Source organism: Coprococcus eutactus (assembly GCF_001404675.1).
Classification (GTDB): domain Bacteria; phylum Bacillota; class Clostridia; order Lachnospirales; family Lachnospiraceae; genus Coprococcus; species Coprococcus aceti.
On sequence record NZ_CYXU01000002.1, the window covers coordinates 397,692 to 418,381 of the forward strand.

18 protein-coding genes and 1 pseudogene are annotated in these 20,690 nt (G+C 43.4%); 16 read left to right on the forward strand and 3 right to left on the reverse strand.

The window, feature by feature from the left end; translation table 11 throughout:
• Positions 1–85 precede the first annotated feature (85 nt).
• The 8 genes from ARA78_RS06080 to ARA78_RS06115 all read left to right on the forward strand — a co-directional run bounded on the left by ARA78_RS06080 (position 86) and on the right by ARA78_RS06115 (position 8,131).
• On the forward strand, positions 86–736 hold the full coding sequence (locus ARA78_RS06080) for a 3'-5' exonuclease (protein ID WP_055224054.1): 651 nt from the start codon (positions 86–88) through the stop codon (positions 734–736).
• A 53-nt stretch (positions 737–789) separates the two neighbouring features.
• Positions 790–2,184: an AI-2E family transporter gene (locus ARA78_RS06085; RefSeq protein ID WP_055280227.1), complete on the forward strand. Its 1,395-nt coding sequence runs from the start codon at positions 790–792 to the stop codon at positions 2,182–2,184.
• A gap of 64 nt (positions 2,185–2,248) precedes the next feature.
• Positions 2,249–3,553, forward strand: coding sequence for an ATP-binding protein (locus tag ARA78_RS06090; protein ID WP_055272202.1), 1,305 nt, complete (start codon positions 2,249–2,251; stop codon positions 3,551–3,553).
• A 223-nt stretch (positions 3,554–3,776) separates the two neighbouring features.
• On the forward strand, positions 3,777–4,829 hold the full coding sequence (locus ARA78_RS06095; protein ID WP_055272205.1) for an AIR synthase-related protein: 1,053 nt from the start codon (positions 3,777–3,779) through the stop codon (positions 4,827–4,829).
• Positions 4,830–4,839: 10 nt separating this feature from the next.
• On the forward strand, positions 4,840–5,337 hold the full coding sequence (gene trmL / locus ARA78_RS06100; RefSeq protein ID WP_022216959.1) for a tRNA (uridine(34)/cytosine(34)/5-carboxymethylaminomethyluridine(34)-2'-O)-methyltransferase TrmL: 498 nt from the start codon (positions 4,840–4,842) through the stop codon (positions 5,335–5,337).
• Positions 5,338–5,356: 19 nt separating this feature from the next.
• Positions 5,357–6,424, forward strand: coding sequence for a WYL domain-containing protein (locus ARA78_RS06105; protein WP_055224063.1), 1,068 nt, complete (start codon positions 5,357–5,359; stop codon positions 6,422–6,424).
• 114 nt (positions 6,425–6,538) lie between these two features.
• A complete protein-coding gene (locus tag ARA78_RS06110; RefSeq protein ID WP_055272207.1) occupies positions 6,539–7,075 on the forward strand; it encodes a sigma-70 family RNA polymerase sigma factor in 537 nt (178 codons plus the stop codon).
• Between the two features lie 15 nt (positions 7,076–7,090).
• Positions 7,091–8,131: a hypothetical protein gene (locus ARA78_RS06115; RefSeq protein WP_055272210.1), complete on the forward strand. Its 1,041-nt coding sequence runs from the start codon at positions 7,091–7,093 to the stop codon at positions 8,129–8,131.
• Between the two features lie 69 nt (positions 8,132–8,200).
• On the opposite strand, the gene ARA78_RS06120 is transcribed toward ARA78_RS06115, so the two are convergent.
• The 3 genes from ARA78_RS06120 to ARA78_RS06130 all read right to left on the reverse strand — a co-directional run bounded on the left by ARA78_RS06120 (position 8,201) and on the right by ARA78_RS06130 (position 13,055).
• Positions 8,201–9,769: a HAMP domain-containing sensor histidine kinase gene (locus ARA78_RS06120; RefSeq protein WP_242849672.1), complete on the reverse strand. Its 1,569-nt coding sequence runs from the start codon at positions 9,767–9,769 to the stop codon at positions 8,201–8,203.
• Positions 9,769–10,503 (reverse strand): response regulator transcription factor, encoded by a 735-nt coding sequence (locus ARA78_RS06125; protein ID WP_015534659.1) that lies wholly within the window; start codon positions 10,501–10,503, stop codon positions 9,769–9,771. Before ARA78_RS06125 ends, ARA78_RS06120 begins: the two co-directional genes overlap by 1 nt.
• Before the next feature lie 86 nt (positions 10,504–10,589).
• Positions 10,590–13,055 (reverse strand): endonuclease MutS2, encoded by a 2,466-nt coding sequence (locus ARA78_RS06130; RefSeq protein WP_055280229.1) that lies wholly within the window; start codon positions 13,053–13,055, stop codon positions 10,590–10,592.
• A 359-nt stretch (positions 13,056–13,414) separates the two neighbouring features.
• Between ARA78_RS06130 and ARA78_RS06135 the strand changes: the two genes are divergently transcribed.
• The 8 genes and pseudogenes from ARA78_RS06135 (at position 13,415) to ARA78_RS06170 (ending at position 20,663) form a co-directional block, all read left to right on the forward strand.
• Positions 13,415–13,852 (forward strand): hypothetical protein, encoded by a 438-nt coding sequence (locus ARA78_RS06135; protein WP_022216954.1) that lies wholly within the window; start codon positions 13,415–13,417, stop codon positions 13,850–13,852.
• Positions 13,853–13,990: 138 nt separating this feature from the next.
• Positions 13,991–14,935, forward strand: a complete 945-nt coding sequence (locus tag ARA78_RS06140) for a 3'-5' exoribonuclease YhaM family protein (RefSeq protein ID WP_022216953.1) — start codon at positions 13,991–13,993, stop codon at positions 14,933–14,935.
• Between the two features lie 27 nt (positions 14,936–14,962).
• The gene (rlmD, locus tag ARA78_RS06145; protein ID WP_207641795.1) at positions 14,963–16,489 is read left to right on the forward strand and encodes a 23S rRNA (uracil(1939)-C(5))-methyltransferase RlmD; all 1,527 of its coding nucleotides are present in this window, start codon (positions 14,963–14,965) and stop codon (positions 16,487–16,489) included.
• Positions 16,467–16,796 carry a hypothetical protein gene (locus tag ARA78_RS14085; RefSeq protein WP_070097463.1) on the forward strand — a complete coding sequence of 110 codons (330 nt, stop codon included), beginning with the start codon at positions 16,467–16,469 and terminating at the stop codon, positions 16,794–16,796. Before rlmD ends, ARA78_RS14085 begins: the two co-directional genes overlap by 23 nt.
• 29 nt (positions 16,797–16,825) lie before the next feature.
• A complete protein-coding gene (locus tag ARA78_RS06155) occupies positions 16,826–17,935 on the forward strand; it encodes a nucleoside 2-deoxyribosyltransferase (RefSeq protein WP_055280230.1) in 1,110 nt (369 codons plus the stop codon).
• Positions 17,936–17,993: 58 nt separating this feature from the next.
• Positions 17,994–18,428, forward strand: a pseudogene (locus tag ARA78_RS14545) (hypothetical protein).
• 299 nt (positions 18,429–18,727) lie between these two features.
• Positions 18,728–19,192: a hypothetical protein gene (locus ARA78_RS06165; RefSeq protein WP_055272221.1), complete on the forward strand. Its 465-nt coding sequence runs from the start codon at positions 18,728–18,730 to the stop codon at positions 19,190–19,192.
• Positions 19,193–19,280: 88 nt separating this feature from the next.
• Positions 19,281–20,663 (forward strand): DNA cytosine methyltransferase, encoded by a 1,383-nt coding sequence (locus ARA78_RS06170; protein ID WP_055272223.1) that lies wholly within the window; start codon positions 19,281–19,283, stop codon positions 20,661–20,663.
• Positions 20,664–20,690 lie beyond the last annotated feature (27 nt).

The window sequence follows — 20,690 nt, forward strand, 5'->3', positions numbered from 1 at the left end:
GACAAATACCTAATATGCTTGTTTACAGTTTTCCGGTCACAGTGTTACAATGATTAAATCGGCAATGTAAGGGGAAATACAGTGTATGATATACGTATTTGTGGACTTTGAAATGAATATGATAGATTCAGAGTATAAGAAGGAAAAGAAAATATGTAAGAGTGAGATCATAGAGATCGGTGCGGTTAAACTGGATGAAGATTATAATGAGATAGATTCGTTTAAGAGTTATGTGAAGCCGGCATATGGAACCATGGCTTCGCGTATAATAAAGCTCACAGGAATAACAGATGATATGGTGGAGAATGCTCCTTCATATGCTTTTGCCATGGGGAGCTTTATAGAGTGGTGTGCTGATGCCGATGTGATATACGCATGGAGTGAGAATGACCTGAGACAGCTCCGCAAGGAGGCCAGGCTGAAGGAATACACGCACCCCGGGCTGGAAAGTATCATATCAAGGTGGAAGGATTTCCAGAAGGAATATGCCAAGCTCATAGGAACGTCAAGAAGGATATCACTGTCGGACGCTGTGTTTTATCTGGGAGAAAACTTTCAGGGGGCAGAGCATGATGCCCTGTGGGATGCCAGGAATACCGCTGAGGTGTTCAAGCTCTCAAAGGATGAGGAGAATTTTTTCAGGATCATGGCCCCGGTCATTGATGTGTACAAGCCCAAGAAGAATCTGACATATTCCCTGTCCGAGGCATTTGGAGATATACATCTGGGTGAATAGATATGTAATTGATGACTACATAGAATAATAATGTGGATTATTAGGAGGACTTCATGAACTGGAATAAGAGGGATACAGTGAGGACCGTGATTATATTGTGCGGTGTGGTGCTGTTTGCATATGTACTGTTTAATTTTGATAAGGTGTCCAGTATGTTCAGCTGGCTCATCAATATACTCATGCCATTTGTCATAGGATTTGCCATAGCATTTGTGGTGAATGTACCTATGAAGGGACTTGAAAAGGTATTGTTTAAGAATAAAGACAGCAGACTGTACAGGTTCAGGAGACCAGTGTGCCTCATACTGTCGTTCCTGTGCATAATAGCTGTTCTCACGTTTGCAATAACTATGATCATACCTGAGATGTCCAAGACTATAACTATGTTTGCAGAGAAGCTGCCATCGGCCATGGATGATATACAGAGGAAGGCGATCAAGCTGATGAAGGACCAGCCGGAGATAGTGGATAAGATAAAGAGTATCAATATTAATTGGGATGCACTTATATCAAATGTGGTTGGTATTGTGAAGAACGGCGGCAGCAGTGTATTGTCTTCCACGTTCTCCATTGCCAGCAGTGTGGTAGGCGCCGTGGTCGATGTTCTGGTGGGACTGTTCTTTGCGTGCTACATACTGGCTCAGAAGGAGACTCTGGAGAAGCAGGTAAAGGGTGTATTGTATGCGGTGTTCAGGGAAGAAAAGGCGGACCGATTCATTCAGACTTGTGTTCTTGCGGATAAGACCTTCTCCAAGTTCATCTCAGGTCAGTGCCTTGAGGCGTGCATACTTGGACTTATGTTTTTCATTACGATGACCATATTCCGTATTCCGTATGCGCTTACGGTCAGCATCATCATAGCAGTATTTGCACTGATCCCGGTTGTTGGAGCATTTGTCGGATGTTTTGCCGGAACGATTATGATCCTGGTAGAGGATCCGAAGCGTGCCATAGTGTTTCTGATCATATTTGTCGTGCTGCAGCAGATAGAGGGTAACTTCATATATCCTCATGTTGTTGGTGGTTCGGTGGGACTTCCATCTATATGGGTACTTGTGGCGGTCATGCTTGGAGGTGATATGTTGGGCATTCTGGGTATGCTCATATTTGTACCGCTTTTCTCCGTCCTGTATGCGATGTCTGAAGAATATGTGGTTAAGAGACTCAGAGACAAGGGCATATCGTGGAGGAAATATAATCTGGCATGCAACATCCCCGAGGGGCGATGGAATGGAAGGCTGGATGAGGAATGTGCGTCTGATGTCAGCAATGTGGACGCCGGGCAGACCGGGACGAATGAGTCAAGTGCACCGGGCAGTACAGCCGGAAGCGGCAATTCTGGGAAAAACAACACAAGCAGAAACAATACGGGAAGAAATAACATAGAAAGAAACAATACAGGCAGAAACAGTAACAGAAATAAAAACTACAAGAAGAGAAAGAAGTAACGGTTCATATATGGCATCATCTGTGTGGTGATACATATAGCCGTTCAGAAAGAAGGATATACACATGTACAGAGACATAGCGAAATTGGTTTTATACAGAGATCTAGGAGAGGACAGCATACTTATGAAGCTGTCTGGAATATTTGAGGATTTTGATCTCAAGAGGTGTGAGAATGCGGAGCTGTGTGCCCGCATATACGATCAGATCAAGAGACTGCTCGATCTTGCGACCAGCTATGGATTCGACAAGAATCTGTGGCACAACTATCTGGCATTTATACTCATCACCAATGAGAACTCATTCAGTATAACAAGTGAGAAGGTAGGAGCAAATGACGGAACCGTTAATTATTTCGCCAAGAATGATTTCAGGATATTCAAGAAGCTGTTCGACTTTGATTTCTCAGAGATAGAGAGCGCACTTGGAATAGATTGTTTCTCAACTATCAACAATTACAAGTCTATTGGCAAGAAGGAGAGAATGTACAATAAGAATGTCAGTGAGAAGGTTCAGGCTGTCAGCAATGCCATAGAGGAGGCTGAGAACGAGAACCAGATATTTGATATAGTTACATCATTCTACAAGGCATATGGTGTTGGTATGTTCGGTCTCAACAAAGCGTTCAGGATCACCCGTGAGCACGGAGATCTGGAGTTTGTACCTATAAATAACACAGAGGATGTCATGCTGGATGACCTCATCGGATATGAGATCCAGAAGAAGAAGATCGTGGACAACACTGAGGCATTTGTGGAGGGCCGCAAGGCGAACAATGCACTTCTCTTTGGTGACAGTGGAACAGGAAAGTCAACCACGATCAAGGCGATCATCAACGAGTACTATGACAGAGGACTTCGTATGATAGAGATATACAAGCATCAGTTCCAGGATCTGTCGCAGGTCATATCGCTTATCAAGAACAGAAATTACAGATTTATCATATACATGGATGATCTTTCATTTGAGGAATTTGAGATAGAGTACAAGTACCTCAAGGCTGTCATCGAGGGTGGACTTGAGATCAGACCTGACAATGTGCTTATATATGCCACATCCAACCGCCGTCATCTCATCAAGGAGACATGGAACGACAGGAATGATATGGAGAATAACAATGGTATTCACAGGAGTGATACCATTCAGGAAAAGCTGTCACTGGTCAACAGATTCGGAGTCACGATCAGCTACAGCGCACCTTCACAGAAGGAATACTTTGAGATCGTCAAGGGACTTGCTGAGAAGGAGCACATCACCATGGACGAGAAGGAGCTCTGCGCAGAGGCAAACAAGTGGGAGCTTGCACATGGCGGCATAAGCGGACGTACTGCACAGCAGTTTATCAACTACCTTAAGGGGCAGGGATTGTAAAAATAATTGCTGTTGAACTACGGTTTATATTTTGTTATTATTAAGTTAATTTTGTAGAGCAAGATACTTTGATAAGGAGTGTGGAAAGATGATAGATCTTAGCAGCAAGAAAGGTAAGACACTGGTATCCAGAATAATTGTTGTGGTTCTGTGTATCGCAATGGTTGTTACACTTTTAGTTTCAGCATTCTAATAGGAAAACAGGTCGAATTGGAGAGTAGATATGAGAGGAAAGTTTGGAGAGCACCAGACGGTGCGATCGATACTTAAGAGTCTGCCACGTACTGTCCACGACGATGTGACGAGAGCCGGAATAGGAGATGACTATGCCCGGCTCTTGTTGCGTGATGGGGGTAGCGGAGACACCGGCGCAGCTAAAAGCGTGAATGTTGCGGCTGGTGTGTGCTGTGACAGCGGGTATATGGGACTCAGACTTGATATAGCGAGACTTTACAACAGTATAAGGATTGGCGGATATATGCCATGGGCGGCAGTAGATACCATAGTTATGCCTGATGACGATGAACGACGCATGAAGAAACTGCTCAGAAAGCTTGCGGGCATATGTGTGGAATATAGAGTAGATATTATTACGGGGCATACCGAGGTGAATAATGCTGTATCTGAGCCGGTTATAAGTGTGACTATGATGGGAAGGCATGCAGGTCAGGGCGAGGATATGCAGGAATTGCAGAATCAGGATGTTCACGGATACCAGATGCCTACAGGACATGGTGTAGCTGGTACGCGAGGACTGAAATGGCCGGCTGGCATGGATATAGTTATGTGTGGACAGACCGGTGTTGGTGGAACCCTGAAGATCTATTATGATAATCAGAAGGAGCTTTTTGAGAGGTATTCGGAGAGCTATCTGAGACCTGTGGAGCAGCTCGAGCAGCTTATACTGCTTGGCGGCCAGGTTGACATAGCATTAGATCATGGCTGTATATATTCACACGACATATCGAGGGGCGGCGTATTTGCAGCTCTCTGGGAGATGGGAGATGCGCTGAAGTGCGGGCTTGAGGTATGTCATGACAATATACCGATACTTCAGGAGACAATAGAGATATGTGAGCACACTGGGGATAATCCGTATATGATAGATGGTTGTGGTTCTGCACTCTTCGTAGTTCCGGATGGAAAATTGCTGGCTGATAAGCTCTATGAGGCAGGATATGAGGCTTCAGTCATAGGCCATCTTACGGAAAAAAGCGATAGGGTTGTGGTGCACGACGATGAGAGGAGATTTCTTACACCGCCAAGGTTTTTATAGGAGGAGTAGTATGCTAAATATAGTATTACATGAGCCGGAGATCCCGGCCAATACAGGCAACATAGGAAGAACATGTGTGGCAGCAGGCGCAAGACTGCATCTCATAGAGCCGCTGGGCTTCCAGATAAATGAGAAACAGCTGAAGCGTGCCGGGCTTGATTACTGGGACAAGCTGGATGTGACAACGTATGTGAATTTCGAGGATTTCCTTGCAAAGAATCCCGGAGCAAAGATATACATGGCGACAACCAAAGCCAGGAAGAAGTATACAGATGTGAAGTTTGAGGATGACGCATACATCATGTTCGGCAAGGAGAGCGCGGGTATACCTGAGGAGATCCTGGTTGATTATAAGGATACATCTATCAGGATTCCGATGTTCCCAGACATTCGTTCACTGAATCTGGGCAACTCTGTGGCAATAGTGCTGTATGAAGCACTCAGACAGAATGATTTCCCAGGTCTAGAGGAAGCGGGAAATCTACATCGTCTTAGTTGGGACATGTAGTGATAGAGGGGGAATATACATGGCGTATCCTACAAGTGGAAAAAAGATGCTGAACATATGCATTCTGGATATACTGAAGAAATATACGGACTGTGACCACACCATGGATCAGAAGGATATCATTGCGAAGCTCAAAGAGGATTATGATATAACTGTGGACAGAAAATCCGTAAAGGCAAATCTCAACTGTCTGGTGGATTATGGCTATGACATTGAGTACACCGAGACTGAGCGAGAAAAGAAGGATGGCACAAAGGAGATACTCACGTCGAACTGGTATTACAACCACGAGTTTGACGATGCAGAGCTTCGAATGATGATAGACAGTATCCTGTTCTCCAAGACCATACCGGCTGGTCAGGCAAGTCAGCTCATAGACAAGATAGCAGGTCTGTCAAATATATATTTTACAAACAAGATGACGCATGTGAGCAGTCTTCCGGGTCTCGAGCACACCAGCAACAAGCAGACACTGTTCAACGTGGGAATGATAGACGATGCCATATCTGAGAAGAAGCAGATATCATTTGTTTACAATAATTATGGTGAGGACAAGAAGCTTCATCCGAGGCGGGAGGAGCCGTACGTAGTCAATCCGTATCAGATGGTGGCGAATGACGGAAAGTATTACCTCATCTGCAATTACGACAAGTATGACAATCTGTCGAATTACAGAGTGGATAAGATGACACAGGTCCAGATAGTTGACAGGCCTGTGAAGAACCGCACAGAGGTAAAGGGAATGGAGCATGGACTCAACCTTCCAAAGCATATGGCTGAGCATATCTATATGTTTGCCGATGAGCCGGTGACCATAGTGATGCGTGTCAGAAAGGCTGCCATATCGGATGTGGTGGATTGGTTTGGAAGAAACTTTGATGTGGTCGATGAAAATATAGCCAGACAGTACGAAGGCTTCAGGGAGACTGAGGATGATGTAACTTACGTTCGGCTTGTGTGCAGCCGTCAGGCGATGGCGCACTGGGCGATGCAGTATGGAACCTCGGTGGAGGTCATTTATCCCACAGAGCTCAGAGCCCAGATCGGTGAGGCTGTAAAGGAAATGAATAACAAATATAATAATTAAAGAGATGGCTGTCAGTATAATTCAAAAAACTGGCAGCTTTTTTATAAAAAAATCGCTTTTACTGCAAGAAAACACAGATTTTGATCGGAATATATATTAGAAACACACGGGGAGGTGAATGATATAGTAACTAGGAACAATTATATATCGAAGCTGAAACGGCATAATGAGAAAGCTCTGGAGTTTGTGGTTCAGGAATATGGCGGGCAGGTGAAAGCCGCTGTGTACAAGAATCTTTCGGGCATGCCGGAGGAAATTGAAGAGTGCATGGACGATGTGTTTCTGGATGTATGGAACAATATAGACAGATTTGACGAGAGCAAAGGCTCGTTCAGAAGCTGGATAACGGCAATTGCAAGATTCAGATCCATAGATTATCTGAGAAGATACAGCAGAAGATGTTCGGAGGAAGACATAGCAGACTATGAGAGCAAGCTTGCAAATGACAACCTGCTGGAGATACTCGATGAGGATATATCGGACAGCATGGAAAAGCTGCTGAGTGGTCTGTCGGATGAAGACAGGGACATCATTCTGAGGTACTACTGGGATGACCAGTGTGTAGATGAGATAGCGGAAGATTATGGGGTATCTTCATCATCTATCTACAGCAGAATGTCCAGAGCAAGAAGTCGATTGAAACAAGTATAAAGGCGGTGAATGATCATGAAAAACGGAAAAGACAGAAATGTATATGATGTTATGAACGATGTAAATGTGGACATTGAGACCATGGATATGTCGGATGAAGAGAAGGATGCCTGTGTGAAGAGGCTCAGGCACAAGGTGAAGGCGAGGAAAACCGGAAGAAATCATGGATGGAAGACGGCGGCAGCGGCAGTGGCGGCTGTTCTGATCCTGTCGGGAGGCGGACTGACATATGCGGCAGAGAACGGCTCGCTGGCATGGTTTTTTGACAGCCTGAGCAGGGAGACAGGAAGTGTTATTCCATCAAAATATGTGGACGAGAGCTACATAAATAACGAGTATAAGGGCAGTGTAAAGGTGATAACCGAGTCCGATGCAAAAGTAAGCTTTGATCTGAAGAAGGTAGCAGTGGATGGCGATCAGGTCAACATTGCGATGGTGATTACATACGATGACTTTGACACAGAAAAATATGAGAGCTTTGATACTCAGATGCAGATAATAGAAGGCGGTGCGAACATCGTCAGTGAATATGCGGGCAGCACGGCTCCTGGCGATGGAATCTCGCTCACGAACAAGCAGACAATGTCTGATATTGTATACAAGTTAAAAAAGAAAAATGCATACAAGGTGGGGGATGTAATCACCATGAGATGTAACAGCATTACCCTGTTCAACAAAAATAAATCAAGTGATGGCGCGGTCGCCTATGTAGCAGACGAGGTGGATGGCCCTTGGACCTTACAGTTTAAGGTTCAGGATGATATGCAGGGACATAGTGTGGATGTATCCGGCATAGATGGCATTGAAAAATGTACAATAAATACAAAGGGCATAACCATTGACATTGCTGAAAATGCGGCGGTCGATGATGAATCGCTGGAGAATATAATAATTGAGATGACAGACAATAAAAAATTAAAAGATGTAGTATATGGAATCGGCAAGACCGGTGATGGCGACGGCATACAGAGAATGGAGTTGAACTTCACTAAGCCGATAGATGTTTCACAGGTGAAAAATGTGTGGATAGATGGTAGAAAATGTAAAGTGAAATAAATAGAGCCCGGGTATTACAACAGAGACATTCTCTGGGGTAATACCCGGGCTTTAATATTCTGCGATATGTTATGAATCCTTGATCCTGAATTTGCCATTGCTCTTCACGCCGGACGATGATATGTCTGTATCGGAGTGGTGTTCAGTGTGCTCGACATGCACAGGCTTGATAGGCACCTGCATATCCTTCTCCTTAGGAAGGGAGAAGATAAATTCGCTTCCCTCGCCCTCCTCGGATGTGAGGGTGATCTGCTCGCCGTGAGCCTTGATGATCTCCTTGGTTATGGCCAGTCCCAGTCCGGTTCCGGTCTTGTCCTTGCCACGGCTTGGATCTGTCTTGTAGAATCTCTCAAATACCTTCTTCTGGGCATCCTTTGGAATTCCCACGCCTTCATCCTTGACGCTTGTATATATCTTGTTGTCTTTCTCAGTCACCTGAACCCTGATCTGCCTGCCCTCAGGAGTGAACTTTATGGCGTTGTCAACCAGATTGTATATAACCTGCTGTATCTTGGTCCTGTCGGCATATACCACGGTGTTGTCCGTGAGAAAGACGCTGTCCAGGAAAATTCCCCTGTCCTTGCACCTTTTCTCAAATGTGTTGATGGTCGGTGTGATGATATCCCTGATATCGAAGTTGGACTTGTCAAGCTGCAGGTCAAATGAGTCAAAGTTGTTCAGCTCCAGAAGTCCCTGTGTCAGCTTGGTCAGTCTCTGTGCCTCATTTAACACTATGCCGAGGTACTTCTCATGCTTTTCCAGTGGAATAGTGCCGTCCAGCATGGCCTCTATGTAACCCTTGATGGATGTGAGTGGCGATCTGAAGTCATGGGATATATTTGATATAAATGACTTCCTGTACTCATTTGAACGGCTCAGCTCATCTGCCATCTCCTCCATGTATCTCGCAAGTTCGCCGAATTCGTTCTTCGCGGTCACATTTACCCTGGCATTGAAGTTACCCTGGGCGTATGACTTGGACGTCTTGATGATCTCACGTATAGGCTTGAGCAGGCTGTTTGACATGAGCATAAGCGCGATCATGGCGATCAGCAGGAGGATCAGGAATGGCACAAATGTCGTTGAAAGCATCCTGCTCTTTATATCCTGCTTGAATGTCATAGGTGATGTCAGGATGATAGTTCCCATGTAATTGTTCCACGAGTAGAGAGGCTGGCCGATCACCAGAGTGTCCTCCGAGAAATAGCCGCCAAATGTATCCTCGAAGCAGAATGATGCAAACAATTCATCCGGTTCCACATAATTCTTGAGGTTGTCATTTGTGCTGCTGTGTGAATCTGAATCCTTGGAAGACCCACCGGATTCACTGCTTCCTGAAGAGCTTCCCGACCTGAAAATAATGTTGCTGCGTTCATCGGTGAGCCAGATTCCCATGTCCAGGGTATCCGCCGCATGTTGAAGCTCCTTGTATAATTCCTTGCTGTCAATGGTTCCGTTGCTGTAATCAGTCATGGCGCCATCGGCAAGCATTGTGATCTCGTTCTTCATGGTGGATTTGCGCTCTGAGAGAACAGAATTCTGTGCTGTTGATATACTGTACACCATGAGCAGTGCAAATATGATCACAACCAGCACTACGAATCCGACCACGATCTTGTCAAATGCTGTTTTCTTCATTATGATCTCCATTCAAACTTGTAGCCTATGCCCCATACAGTGGCAATGCTCCAGTTATGATTGTTGTTCAGCTTCTCACGAAGTCTCTTGATATGTACATCCACGGTCCTCGTGTCGCCCACATACTCGTATCCCCACAGCTTGTCCAGAAGCTGCTCTCTGGTAAATACCTGATTTGGTCTGCTGGCGAGGAAGTAGAGGATCTCCAGCTCCTTTGGCGGCATCTCGAGATTGTGTCCCTCAAAGGTTACAGTGTAGTTGGAGATATTTACGACCAGCCCGTCATACTCCACAAATGTACCTACATGGTCCGCACTTGTGACATCGTAAGCTGCGCTCTGTGGCTGCTTCTGTGCACTCTCAGTCATGGCTGACCTTCTGAGAAGGGCGCCGACCCTTGCCACCAGCTCATTTGAGTCAAATGGCTTGACGATATAATCATCTGCACCGATCTTAAGCCCCAGCACCTTGTCAAATACCTCACCCTTGGCAGAGAGCATGATGATAGGCGTGTTCGAGGTCTTTCTTATCTCTGTACACACCTGGTAGCCGTCCATTCCCGGAAGCATGACATCCAGGAGAACCAGATCAGGCGAATATTCTTCAAATAACTGTAGAGCTTCCGTTCCGCTTGCGGCTATCTCGGTCTCATAACACTCTTTGTTGAGGTAGAGTGATATAAGCTCTGCGATGTTCTCGTCGTCGTCAACGATGAGAATATTATTTTTGCTCATATATATAAACCTCCCAGTAAATTTATAATAATATAGTTTGTAAAAAATCCGAAGGCGTACACCGATTTCATTGTTGAAGCATTATTTTAAAGTTCCACTATGGTGACTCCCGCATCACCCTCTCCGAATTCTCCGAGACGGAAGGACTTGACATGTGGCTGTGATTTCAGGAACTGATGTATTCCCTTTCGAAGAGCACCGGTGCCTTTTCCGTGGATGATGGTGACTCTGTGCAGATGTGCCATAAGGGCATCATCAAGGAATCTATCCACAAGTGATGTGGCTTCGTCGACCGTCATACCGAGTACATTTATCTCAGGCTTGATATTCATCATCCTGTTCATGCTCTTGCCACCTGTGACTGTGGCCTTCTGCGGCTTCTTCTTCTCGTGCTCAACCAACAGGAGATCTGTAGGTGGAAGAGATGCGCTTATTATGCCCATCTGGACCTTGAGCTTGCCCTTGGAGTCAGCCAGTGCGGTGATGGTTCCCTCAGAATCCATGCTGATGACATGTACTGTATCGCCAACCTTGAAGTCAGATGCCTTGTGGTCTGACTTCACTGTCTTGCGCTTCTCCTCGTTCATCTTGCCGAGGTCGTTGATCTTCGCGCGGAGCTTCTGTCTCTCGGCCTCCATCGCTTTTGCATCGGCCTTTGCCGGGTTAGTGGTCCATTTGTTGTATTTCCTGATGGCGGCATCGGCCTCAGCCTTCGCCTCCTCTATGATCTCGGATGCCTCCTGACGTGCCTTTGCCAGAATCTCGGCTTTCTTGTCGGAGAGCTCAGAGTCTTTCATCTGTGCACGCTCCTGAAGCTGCTTTGCATCCTCCTTGAGTCTTGCAATGTCGGCTTTGTCCTGTTCAATCTCCCTCTTGCTTCTCTCAAGATCCGCAATCAGGGTTTCAAAGTCAACTGTATCGCTGTCGATATTGGCCTTGGCGCTCTCGATGATGCTATCGTCGATTCCAAGCTTCTTCGCTATGGCGAAAGCATTTGACTTTCCAGGAATACCGATCATCAGTTTATATGTCGGCTGGAGTGTTGCCACGTCAAATTCGCAGCTTGCATTCTCGACACCCGGTGTGCTCATGGCAAATGTCTTGAGCTCACTGTAGTGTGTGGTCGCCATACATCTGACACCCATGTTGTTCAGATGTGACAGGATGGCGATGGCAAGTGCTGCACCCTCTATAGGGTCCGTACCGCCGCCCAGCTCGTCGAAGAGGACCAGACTGCCTGGAGTTACGTGATCCAGTATGTACACGATGTTGCTCATGTGGGATGAGAAGGTGGACAGATTCTGTTCTATACTCTGCTCATCTCCGATATCGGCAAATACGTCGTCAAATACATTCAGTCTTGAACCGTCAAGTGCCGGAATATGAAGTCCGGACTGTCCCATGAGTGAGAAGAGTCCCAGAGTCTTAAGTGATACCGTCTTACCACCGGTGTTAGGACCGGTCACGATGAGGAGGTTGTAGTCCTCACCCAGTTTGATGTCCACAGGTACGACGGTGTGCTTCTCCAGCAGCGGATGTCTTCCCTGCTTTATATCGACAATCCCATCGGTGTTGAATATCGGTTCGGTTCCCTTGTAGCTTCTTGCAAATGATGCCCTTGCGAATATAAAGTCCAGTTCTGCCAGAGTGTCGAAGTCGTATTTGATATATTCTATCTCAGCCGCTGTCTGGGCGGAGAGTGATTCAAGTATCTTCTCGATCTCGGCAAGCTCCTGATTGTCCAGCTCCTTCAGCTCGTTGTTCAGGTTCACGATGGCCATAGGTTCGATGAACACTGTGGCACCGGTTGACGACTGGTCGTGTATCATACCGGGAAAATGGTTCTTGTACTCGGCTTTGACCGGTATACAGTATCTGCCATTTCTCATGGTTACCAGGTTATCCTGGAACATGGTCTGCTTGCTGGTATCGCTGACAAGCTTTGCAAGCTGGTTGTGCAGCTTTTCATTTGTCAGGCGCTTGTTCCTTCTCACTGCCTTGAGACCTGATGAAGCGTCATCGGCGAATTCGTTTTCAGAAATTATGCATCTGTGGATCTCCCTGGAGAGATGCTCCAGTGGCATGAGCTCCAGAAATCTCGTGCGCAGGCTGTCCGGGCACGTGGTGCCATCCGGGTTCATGCTGAGCCCGAGCATCTTGTTGGAAGCTTTCTCTTCCTCGATCTGCTCTTGACTGCGCCTTCTCGTATCGGTCATGCTGGTGCCCTCGTTCTCGCCGTATCTCTTGGCGGTGGCTGCCAGGTCAAGCATGCTGGCCACATCAAGCAGCTCAGCGGTGGTGAGGATACCCTCGACCTCAAGTCTCTTTAGAGATGCCCCGATATCTTTAAGTCCTGCAAATGACAGATTGCCCTGGGTGTTCAGACGCCTTAAGGCATCCCTTGTCTCCTGCTGGAGCGTCTCGATCATGGCGAGATCCTTGCGGGGCTTTATGCGCTGACACTTCCTCTTCGCCATGGGTGATGAGGCAAATGTTGTCAGCATCTCAACTATTTTGTTGTATTCTATAACTCTTAATGTTCTTAGATTCATTTTCAGTGTTCCTTATTTGTTTTTAATGTCGTGTTCTATATTTTATGTATATAATATGTAGATTTTGAATCGGATAGGTACTAAACATGATAAGTGCATGAAAAGCATAATTAAATATACATAAAGTCTCTAATTCTACACATACATAATTGATTATACCCCTTATAATTATAGAGCGTCAACATATTGCAGGTGTAGAAATAGGCACATTTTCCCTGATTAATTCAGCGGCTGTGGTTGCGGGAGAAACACAAAGCTGATATTATAAAATACAGTTTGATCTGGGAAAAATAAAGCGATATATGACTTAAGACAAAGAGAGAGTTACGTATTACAAAAAGAAGAGGAGAAGACAGGTTATGAAAGAGTTATTGCAGTTTTTGTTGGGGATAGTATTGATGATAGCAGGCGGTGTGATGTTTCTTAAGAATGTCGTCGTGTCCGACTGGGGACTTTTAAGTTCACTGTTTCGTATAGGTGGTGGTGTGAATATTGGAGGAATCTTTATTGTACTGTTGGTCATCGCATTTATCGCACTTCTGGTTAAGCCGAACATGGGAACAGGACTTGTGTTCACAGGACTTTGTATAGCATTCTTTGTATGCATCATAATCTCACTGAATGTTTCACTGAGATATATGTCAGGACTTGAGCTTACACTTATTCTTGGAACACTGTGCGTTGGAATCGCATTTGTCATCAAGGGGCTGTTTGGAGTGAGAAAGCTTGACAGGGAAGAATCACGGAAGAATGGGAAGGCTGCTTCAGATAAGCTTCATGAGTATGATAAGATGTGATGTGGGGGAATATAGTAATATAGGCGGTTGTGGAAATGTTCAGTAAATACTGGATTTTCACAACCGCCTATTGTATTCTTATATATGATTAAAATTAAAGCATACAATAATAATTAAGCATAGAAAGAGGAAAGAAAAATGGTATTTATAACAGATTTCAATGAAGGCGACATGATATCAAATGTCTATCTCTGCAAGAACAAGCAGACAGGAACTACAAAATCCGGAAAGACATACTACAACCTGGAACTTGTGGATAAGACAGGAAGTATAGCCGGAAAGGTCTGGGAGCTGAGCAATGCGATAGGACACTTTGAGTCAAAGAACTTTATCAAGGTGGATGGTCAGGTCACATCATTTAACAATGAGCTTCAGCTCAATATCAAGAAGATTCGTATTGCAGATGAGGGAGAATACTCAGAGGCTGATTATATGCCGTGTACCAAGAAAGATATAGAGCAGATGTACAAGGATCTTATGGCTCTCGTGGAATCACTCGACAAGGATTATTACAAGGTGCTTCTGAAGAAATTCTTCGCCGAGGATCCTGCATTTGTCAAGGAATTCAAGAATCATTCAGCGGCAAAATCTATACACCATGGATACATAGGAGGCCTCTTGGAGCACTCACTGGCAGTTGCCAAGATGTGTGACTACTACACCACATATTATCCGGTGCTCAACAGGGATCTGCTGATCACAGCGGCACTTCTCCACGACATTGGCAAGGTCTACGAGATCTCCAAGTTCCCTGAGAACGACTACACAGACGCAGGTCAGCTTCTGGGACACATAGTCATGGGAACGATGATGATACGCGATAAGATCAATACCATAGACAATTTCCCTGCAAAGGCGGCAAATGAGCTGGAGCACTGCATACTGGCTCACCACGGGGAGCTTGAGTACGGCTCACCAAAGAAGCCGGCACTCATCGAGGCTCTGGCACTGTCCATGGCGGACAACACAGACGCCAAGATCCAGACATTTATCCAGGAGCTGGATGCGGCAAAGGACAACAATGGCTGGCTGGGCTTCAACAGAGCATTGCAGTCTAATATAAGGAAGACGTCGGATAATTAATAACGGCAATAGGAAGAGAGATAGTATATGTCAGATATTAGGAACAATAGGAGACCTAAGAACAATAGACGAGTAAATGGTATGCAGAGAAAAAATACCATGGAGGCAGTGAATAATGCCAGTTCAGTTGTTAGAACATCCGGAACGGATGCGGCAAATACTGGTGAAGTCACGCTCGTCAAGAATGAGGATTACCAAGTGCTCATCGAGGACATGGGCAATGACGGAGAGGGCATTGGACACGTTCAGGGCATGACTGTATTTGTCAAGGATGCCGTGGTGGGCGATCTGGCGGAGGTAAAGATCGTCAAGGTGAAGAAGAACATAGCCTACGGAAGATTGATGAAGCTCATCACACCATCGCCATACCGCGTGGAGCCGGTGTGCGACAAGGCGAAACGATGCGGCGGATGCACCATGCAGCAGGTTTCCTATGAGCAGCAGCTCGAATACAAGTGGAACAAGGTGAAGAACTGTCTGCAGAGAATCGGCAAGATGGAGAACGTGGAAGCCATCATGGAAAAGCCAGCCTACGGCATGAACAATCCATTCCACTACAGGAATAAGGCCCAATTCCCTGTCGGCAGAGACAAGAATGGCAATGTTGTCATCGGATTCTACGCTGGAAGAAGCCACGACATCATAGACACAGAGAGCTGTGCCATCGGTGCGCCAGTGAATGACAAAATAGTTGCTATTGTCAGAAGCTTCATTGAGGACAATCACATATCGACCTACGACGAGGAGACTGGAAGAGGTCTGGTCAGACATATCCTTATCAGAGTTGGATTTACCACCAAGGAGATCATGGTGTGTCTGGTGACAAATGGCAACAAGCTTCCGCACAGTGAGATTTTGATAGATGAACTGGTTAAGATAGACGGCATGACATCCATTTGCCTGAATGTCAACATGGAGAATACGAACCGTATACTCGGTGATAAGTGCATAACCCTCTGGGGACAGTCATACATCACGGACTATATCGGTGACATCAAATATCAGATATCCCCATTGTCCTTCTATCAGGTAAATCCTGTCCAGACAAATGTCCTGTACAACAAGGCTTTGGAGTATGCGGATCTGTCAGGCGACGAGACTGTGTGGGATATGTACTGCGGAATAGGAACCATATCCTTGTTCCTCGCACAGAAGGCAAAGAAGGTATACGGAGTGGAGATCGTTCCACAGGCTATAGATGATGCAAGACACAACGCCGAGATCAACGGGATCACAAATGCCGAGTTCTTTGTCGGCAAGGCAGAGGAAGTCGTTACAGATATATATAAGAAAGGTGGCGACGGCTCCCACGCGGACGTCGTGGTCGTAGACCCACCACGAAAGGGCTGTGATCAGGTTCTTCTGGATACTCTGGTCCATATGGCGCCGGAACGTATCGTCTACGTGAGCTGCGACCCGGCAACCCTGGCTAGGGATGTGAAAATACTTCAGGAGAAGGGGTATGTGGCGAAGAAGGTGGCGGTCGTGGATCAGTTTTGCCATAGCGGGCATGTGGAGACGGTGTGTTCTTTTGTCCCACAAATCACCAGATAGCCATATTAATGTAACGGTTGAATTTGGAGAAGGCGAGGGAAAAGTACCACTGGATAAGATTGTGGAGCGAGCAAAACAACATCAGCCTGCTCCAAAAGCTACATATAAATTGATACAAGAGTATGTGGAAATGAAATATGGGTTTAAAGTACAGACCGCATATATCGCAGAGGTAAAAAGAGAATTGGGATTGCCGATGTATGATGCACCTAATGCGGCAGAGGGATTAAAGCAAACAAGGAAGCATCCGACACAGGAAAAGGTAAATGCAATTAAAGACGCATTAAATTATTATAATTTGATCTAATTTTTAAAAGAGAGAAAGGAGAAAAACGAATGGGAAGTAAACCAAAAGTGTTTGTTATTACACCATTTAATGAAGACTTTCTGGCATTGTATGATGAATTGAAAAGAATTTTTAAAGAAGATTTTGATTTTACAAATGCAGGAGATTTGGATAACCAACAGAATATATTACAGGATATAGTGGAAGGGATTCATCAAGCTGATGTCATTATTGCTGATTTGACAGGACTCAATGCCAATGTGTTTTATGAATTAGGACTAGCTCATGCTATGAATAAAAAGGTAATTATTATTACACAAGATCTTGGAGAATTACCATTTGATATAAAATCATATCGTGCAAACGAATACAGTTTGCAATTTAATAAATTGCCCAAACTAATAGAAGAACTGAAAAAATTGTTATTTGGTGCAATTGACAATAGTGTGAAATATGGAAATCCTGTTTCAGATTATATACCTGATTTCTACAAATGTGAGAATAGTATTTCTCCTATTAATAACCCGAAAGATATGGCTGATGAAGGCAACGGTGGTATTCAAGGTACAATTGATGATGAAGGTGAAAAAGGTTTCATTGATTATATTGCAGATATTGTAGAAAACTCAACAAAAATGACAAATGAAATTACATCCATGGGGAATGAAATGGATGAAATGGATATATCTATTAATGCTGCTACAAATGAGATTAATCGTGTAAAATCTCAAAGCGGTAATGTGGATGCAAGTTTTGTAAGAAATATTTGTCGAAAACTTTCTAGTCCCATAGATATATTTGCAGGAAAATTAAAAAGTCATGTAAATGAAGTGTCCAAATATTGGGATATAGTTGAAAATAGCTATCTTTCATTATTAGACAATCAATATGCTCAGAATGTGAACAATATTGAAGATCTATGTGAGTCTATGACTGCATTGGGGAATATGCAAAATGCAATTTATGGCTCCAATGAGAATATTGAAGGTTTTATCGGTGTATTACGTGGATGTTTGGGAATGGAGCGAAGATTAAACAAAGCAATTTCTTCACTTATATCTGAACTTGAAGAATATTTACAAATGACAGACACTATGTCTTCATCTGTTGATAGGATACTCAGTAAAGGCGAGATTGTTATAGATACTTTGAAGAAATAGTCGTTAATGTAACTATAATAAATTTTGGATAGATTGTTTGAGAAGGATGTGCGGTGCAATGGGAAAAGTTATTAAAGATACGCCTCATGCAAATGGAATAGATATTTGCATTTATACGCAAGACTTTGAAAATGAATTCATTTCATTGACTGATATAGCCAGATATAAAAGCGAAGATCCGGCCGCAGTAATACAAAATTGGATGAGAAATCGAGATGTTATAGAATTTCTGGGATTATGGGAAAGACAACAAAACAATGGAAAGATGAACATCCGTCTGTGAAAGGAAACATGAGGGATGTAGCAACACTGAATCAACTACTAGTACTTGCGAATTTGGAAAGTTATAATGCTATTTTGATTAATCAGGGGGAAAAGCCAGAAAGAACGAATGGAATTACTGCGTCAATTAACAGTACAGCAGTTGCAGACTTTGGAGACAGTGAGTTTAAATAATCTCCCGAGATTGGGAACAATCTCACAGAAAGATTAGGTTACAATAGGGTGTCTTGTGGGAAAAAGGTAATACCGTTGAGAGTGTAGTATTGATGTCAAGGGTGAAATAGAAACTATGGAAGAATGGCTTAAAATAAGGCTTTCAAGTACTTTTGATACTTGGGTTATTCGTTTATGTCTTATATAGAATGCTTAACTCGGGAACATATCTGTACAGTAAATGTTTCCATTGGAGTGTAGGCTTGAAGATACATTATGGATAAATCGTAGGGTTGTAGCTACGGAATAGATATCATAATGGTTTTGAAGTGAAATCGAAGAAAGAGAAAAGATGCGATGAGAACAATGTTATTAAGTTTCAAGGCAGATGTCTATAAGAGGGTATTGTCAGGAGAAAAAATATATGAACATAGACGTGTTTTTCCTAATGAAACGGTTAAAGCTTATTTATATGTGAGTGCACCTGTTAAGGCAATTGTCGGTATTATGACATTAAGTAACAAGGTCATGATAGAGTCTTGGAAGGAAAAATTTTCGTATGATAAAGCGGCTGTTGAACGGATAGATAATTATTTGAAAATGCATACGGTGGCGATGGAAATTACAAATTTTCAAAATACAAATATGATTCCGCTGGAACAACTTAGAAATGATCTTCCAGGGTTTGTTGTTCCACAGATGTATTATTATATTGAAGATTCCCTGTTACTTGAATATCTTGAAAATAATTTGAAACCAGAAGGTGAGTTGATTAAACATTCTTTTGAAAATATTACAAGTGATATGATATGCACTCACTAAAGTAAACAAATATGTAACTTGAAAACAGATATGAAAAATAGTATAATGGGTCTATAAAAATTTTCGAAAAGGAAAATAGCACAAACCAATGATTGATACTAATAATTTGCTTACTGCAGGTGAGGTTGCAAAAAAATTAAAAGTGACTGTTCAATCTGTGAGACTACTTATAAAAAATGGTATGCTTAATGCTGAAAGAGTTGGAAACCAATGGTTGACATCCATCGAAGACTTAAATGAATACATAGAAAAAAATGACGTGGTAATTGAACCGGATGATCATGAGCGGTTGAGTGACGATATTCCGGAAATAGTCGCATTGAGTTTTTTCTCAGGAGCGATGGGATTAGATATTGGAATGAAAAATGGTGGGATAGATGCTTTGTTAGCTTGTGAGTTTAATAAGGCTTGCAGAATGACTATTGCCAAAAATAAACCTGAAATTGGACTGATAGGAGATATTACAGATTTTACAGCAGAAGAGATTCTGAAAATGGCTAAGATACCAGAAGGAAGAAAGGTTGATGTGATTTTTGGTGGACCACCATGTCAGGCATTTAGTACAGCTGGGAATCGAAAGGCATTTGATGATGAACGAGGAAATGTTTTTCTAAAGTATTTAAGTATTATTTCGGAAATAAAACCAACATATGTTGTTATTGAAAATGTTAGAGGCCTATTGTCAACTCCTTTTAAGTATAAAGACATTGAAGAACCTATTAAAGGGGGCGCAATGATGATTATTCTTGATAAATTGAAAGAAATTGGCTACACGGTTTCATTTAATTTATATAATGCTGCGTATTTTGGGGCTCCACAAATTAGAGAGCGTGTAGTTATTATTGGAAAACTAGGTGGAGGTAAAGTCAGTTACCTTCAACCTACACATAATGAAGAAGGAACTGATGGATTGAAAGCATGGCGTACATTGAGAGATGCGTTTGATGATAATCTTCCAATGAATGTAGAACATCATTTTATTGAGTTTCCAGAGAAAAGATTAAAATACTATCGAATATTAAAAGAAGGACAATATTGGAAAGATCTTCCGTTAGACTTACAGAAGGAAGCTTTGGGAAAATCATTTTATTTGGGTGGTGGAAAGACAGGATTTTTAAGAAGATTATCATATAGCAGACCATCACCAACATTGGTTACTAATCCAACAATGCCAGCTACTGACTTGGCTCATCCAACAGAGGACAGACCATTAAGTGTTGAAGAATACAAGAGTATTCAAGAGTTCCCAGAAAGTTGGAAAGTTTGTGGTGGTATTTTGGATCAGTATAAGCAAATTGGTAATGCTGTTCCAGTAAAATTAGGTGAGGCAATTGCAAAAACTATTATTGATGATATGAACGGAATAAAGTACGAAAATACAGGTTTCTCGTATTCAAGATATAAGAACACCGATGAGATTTCATGGATGCAATTCATGAAAAAAGAAATGGAAAAAAGTAGAAAAAAATAGTATTTAATACAATGTTGTGGCAACCGT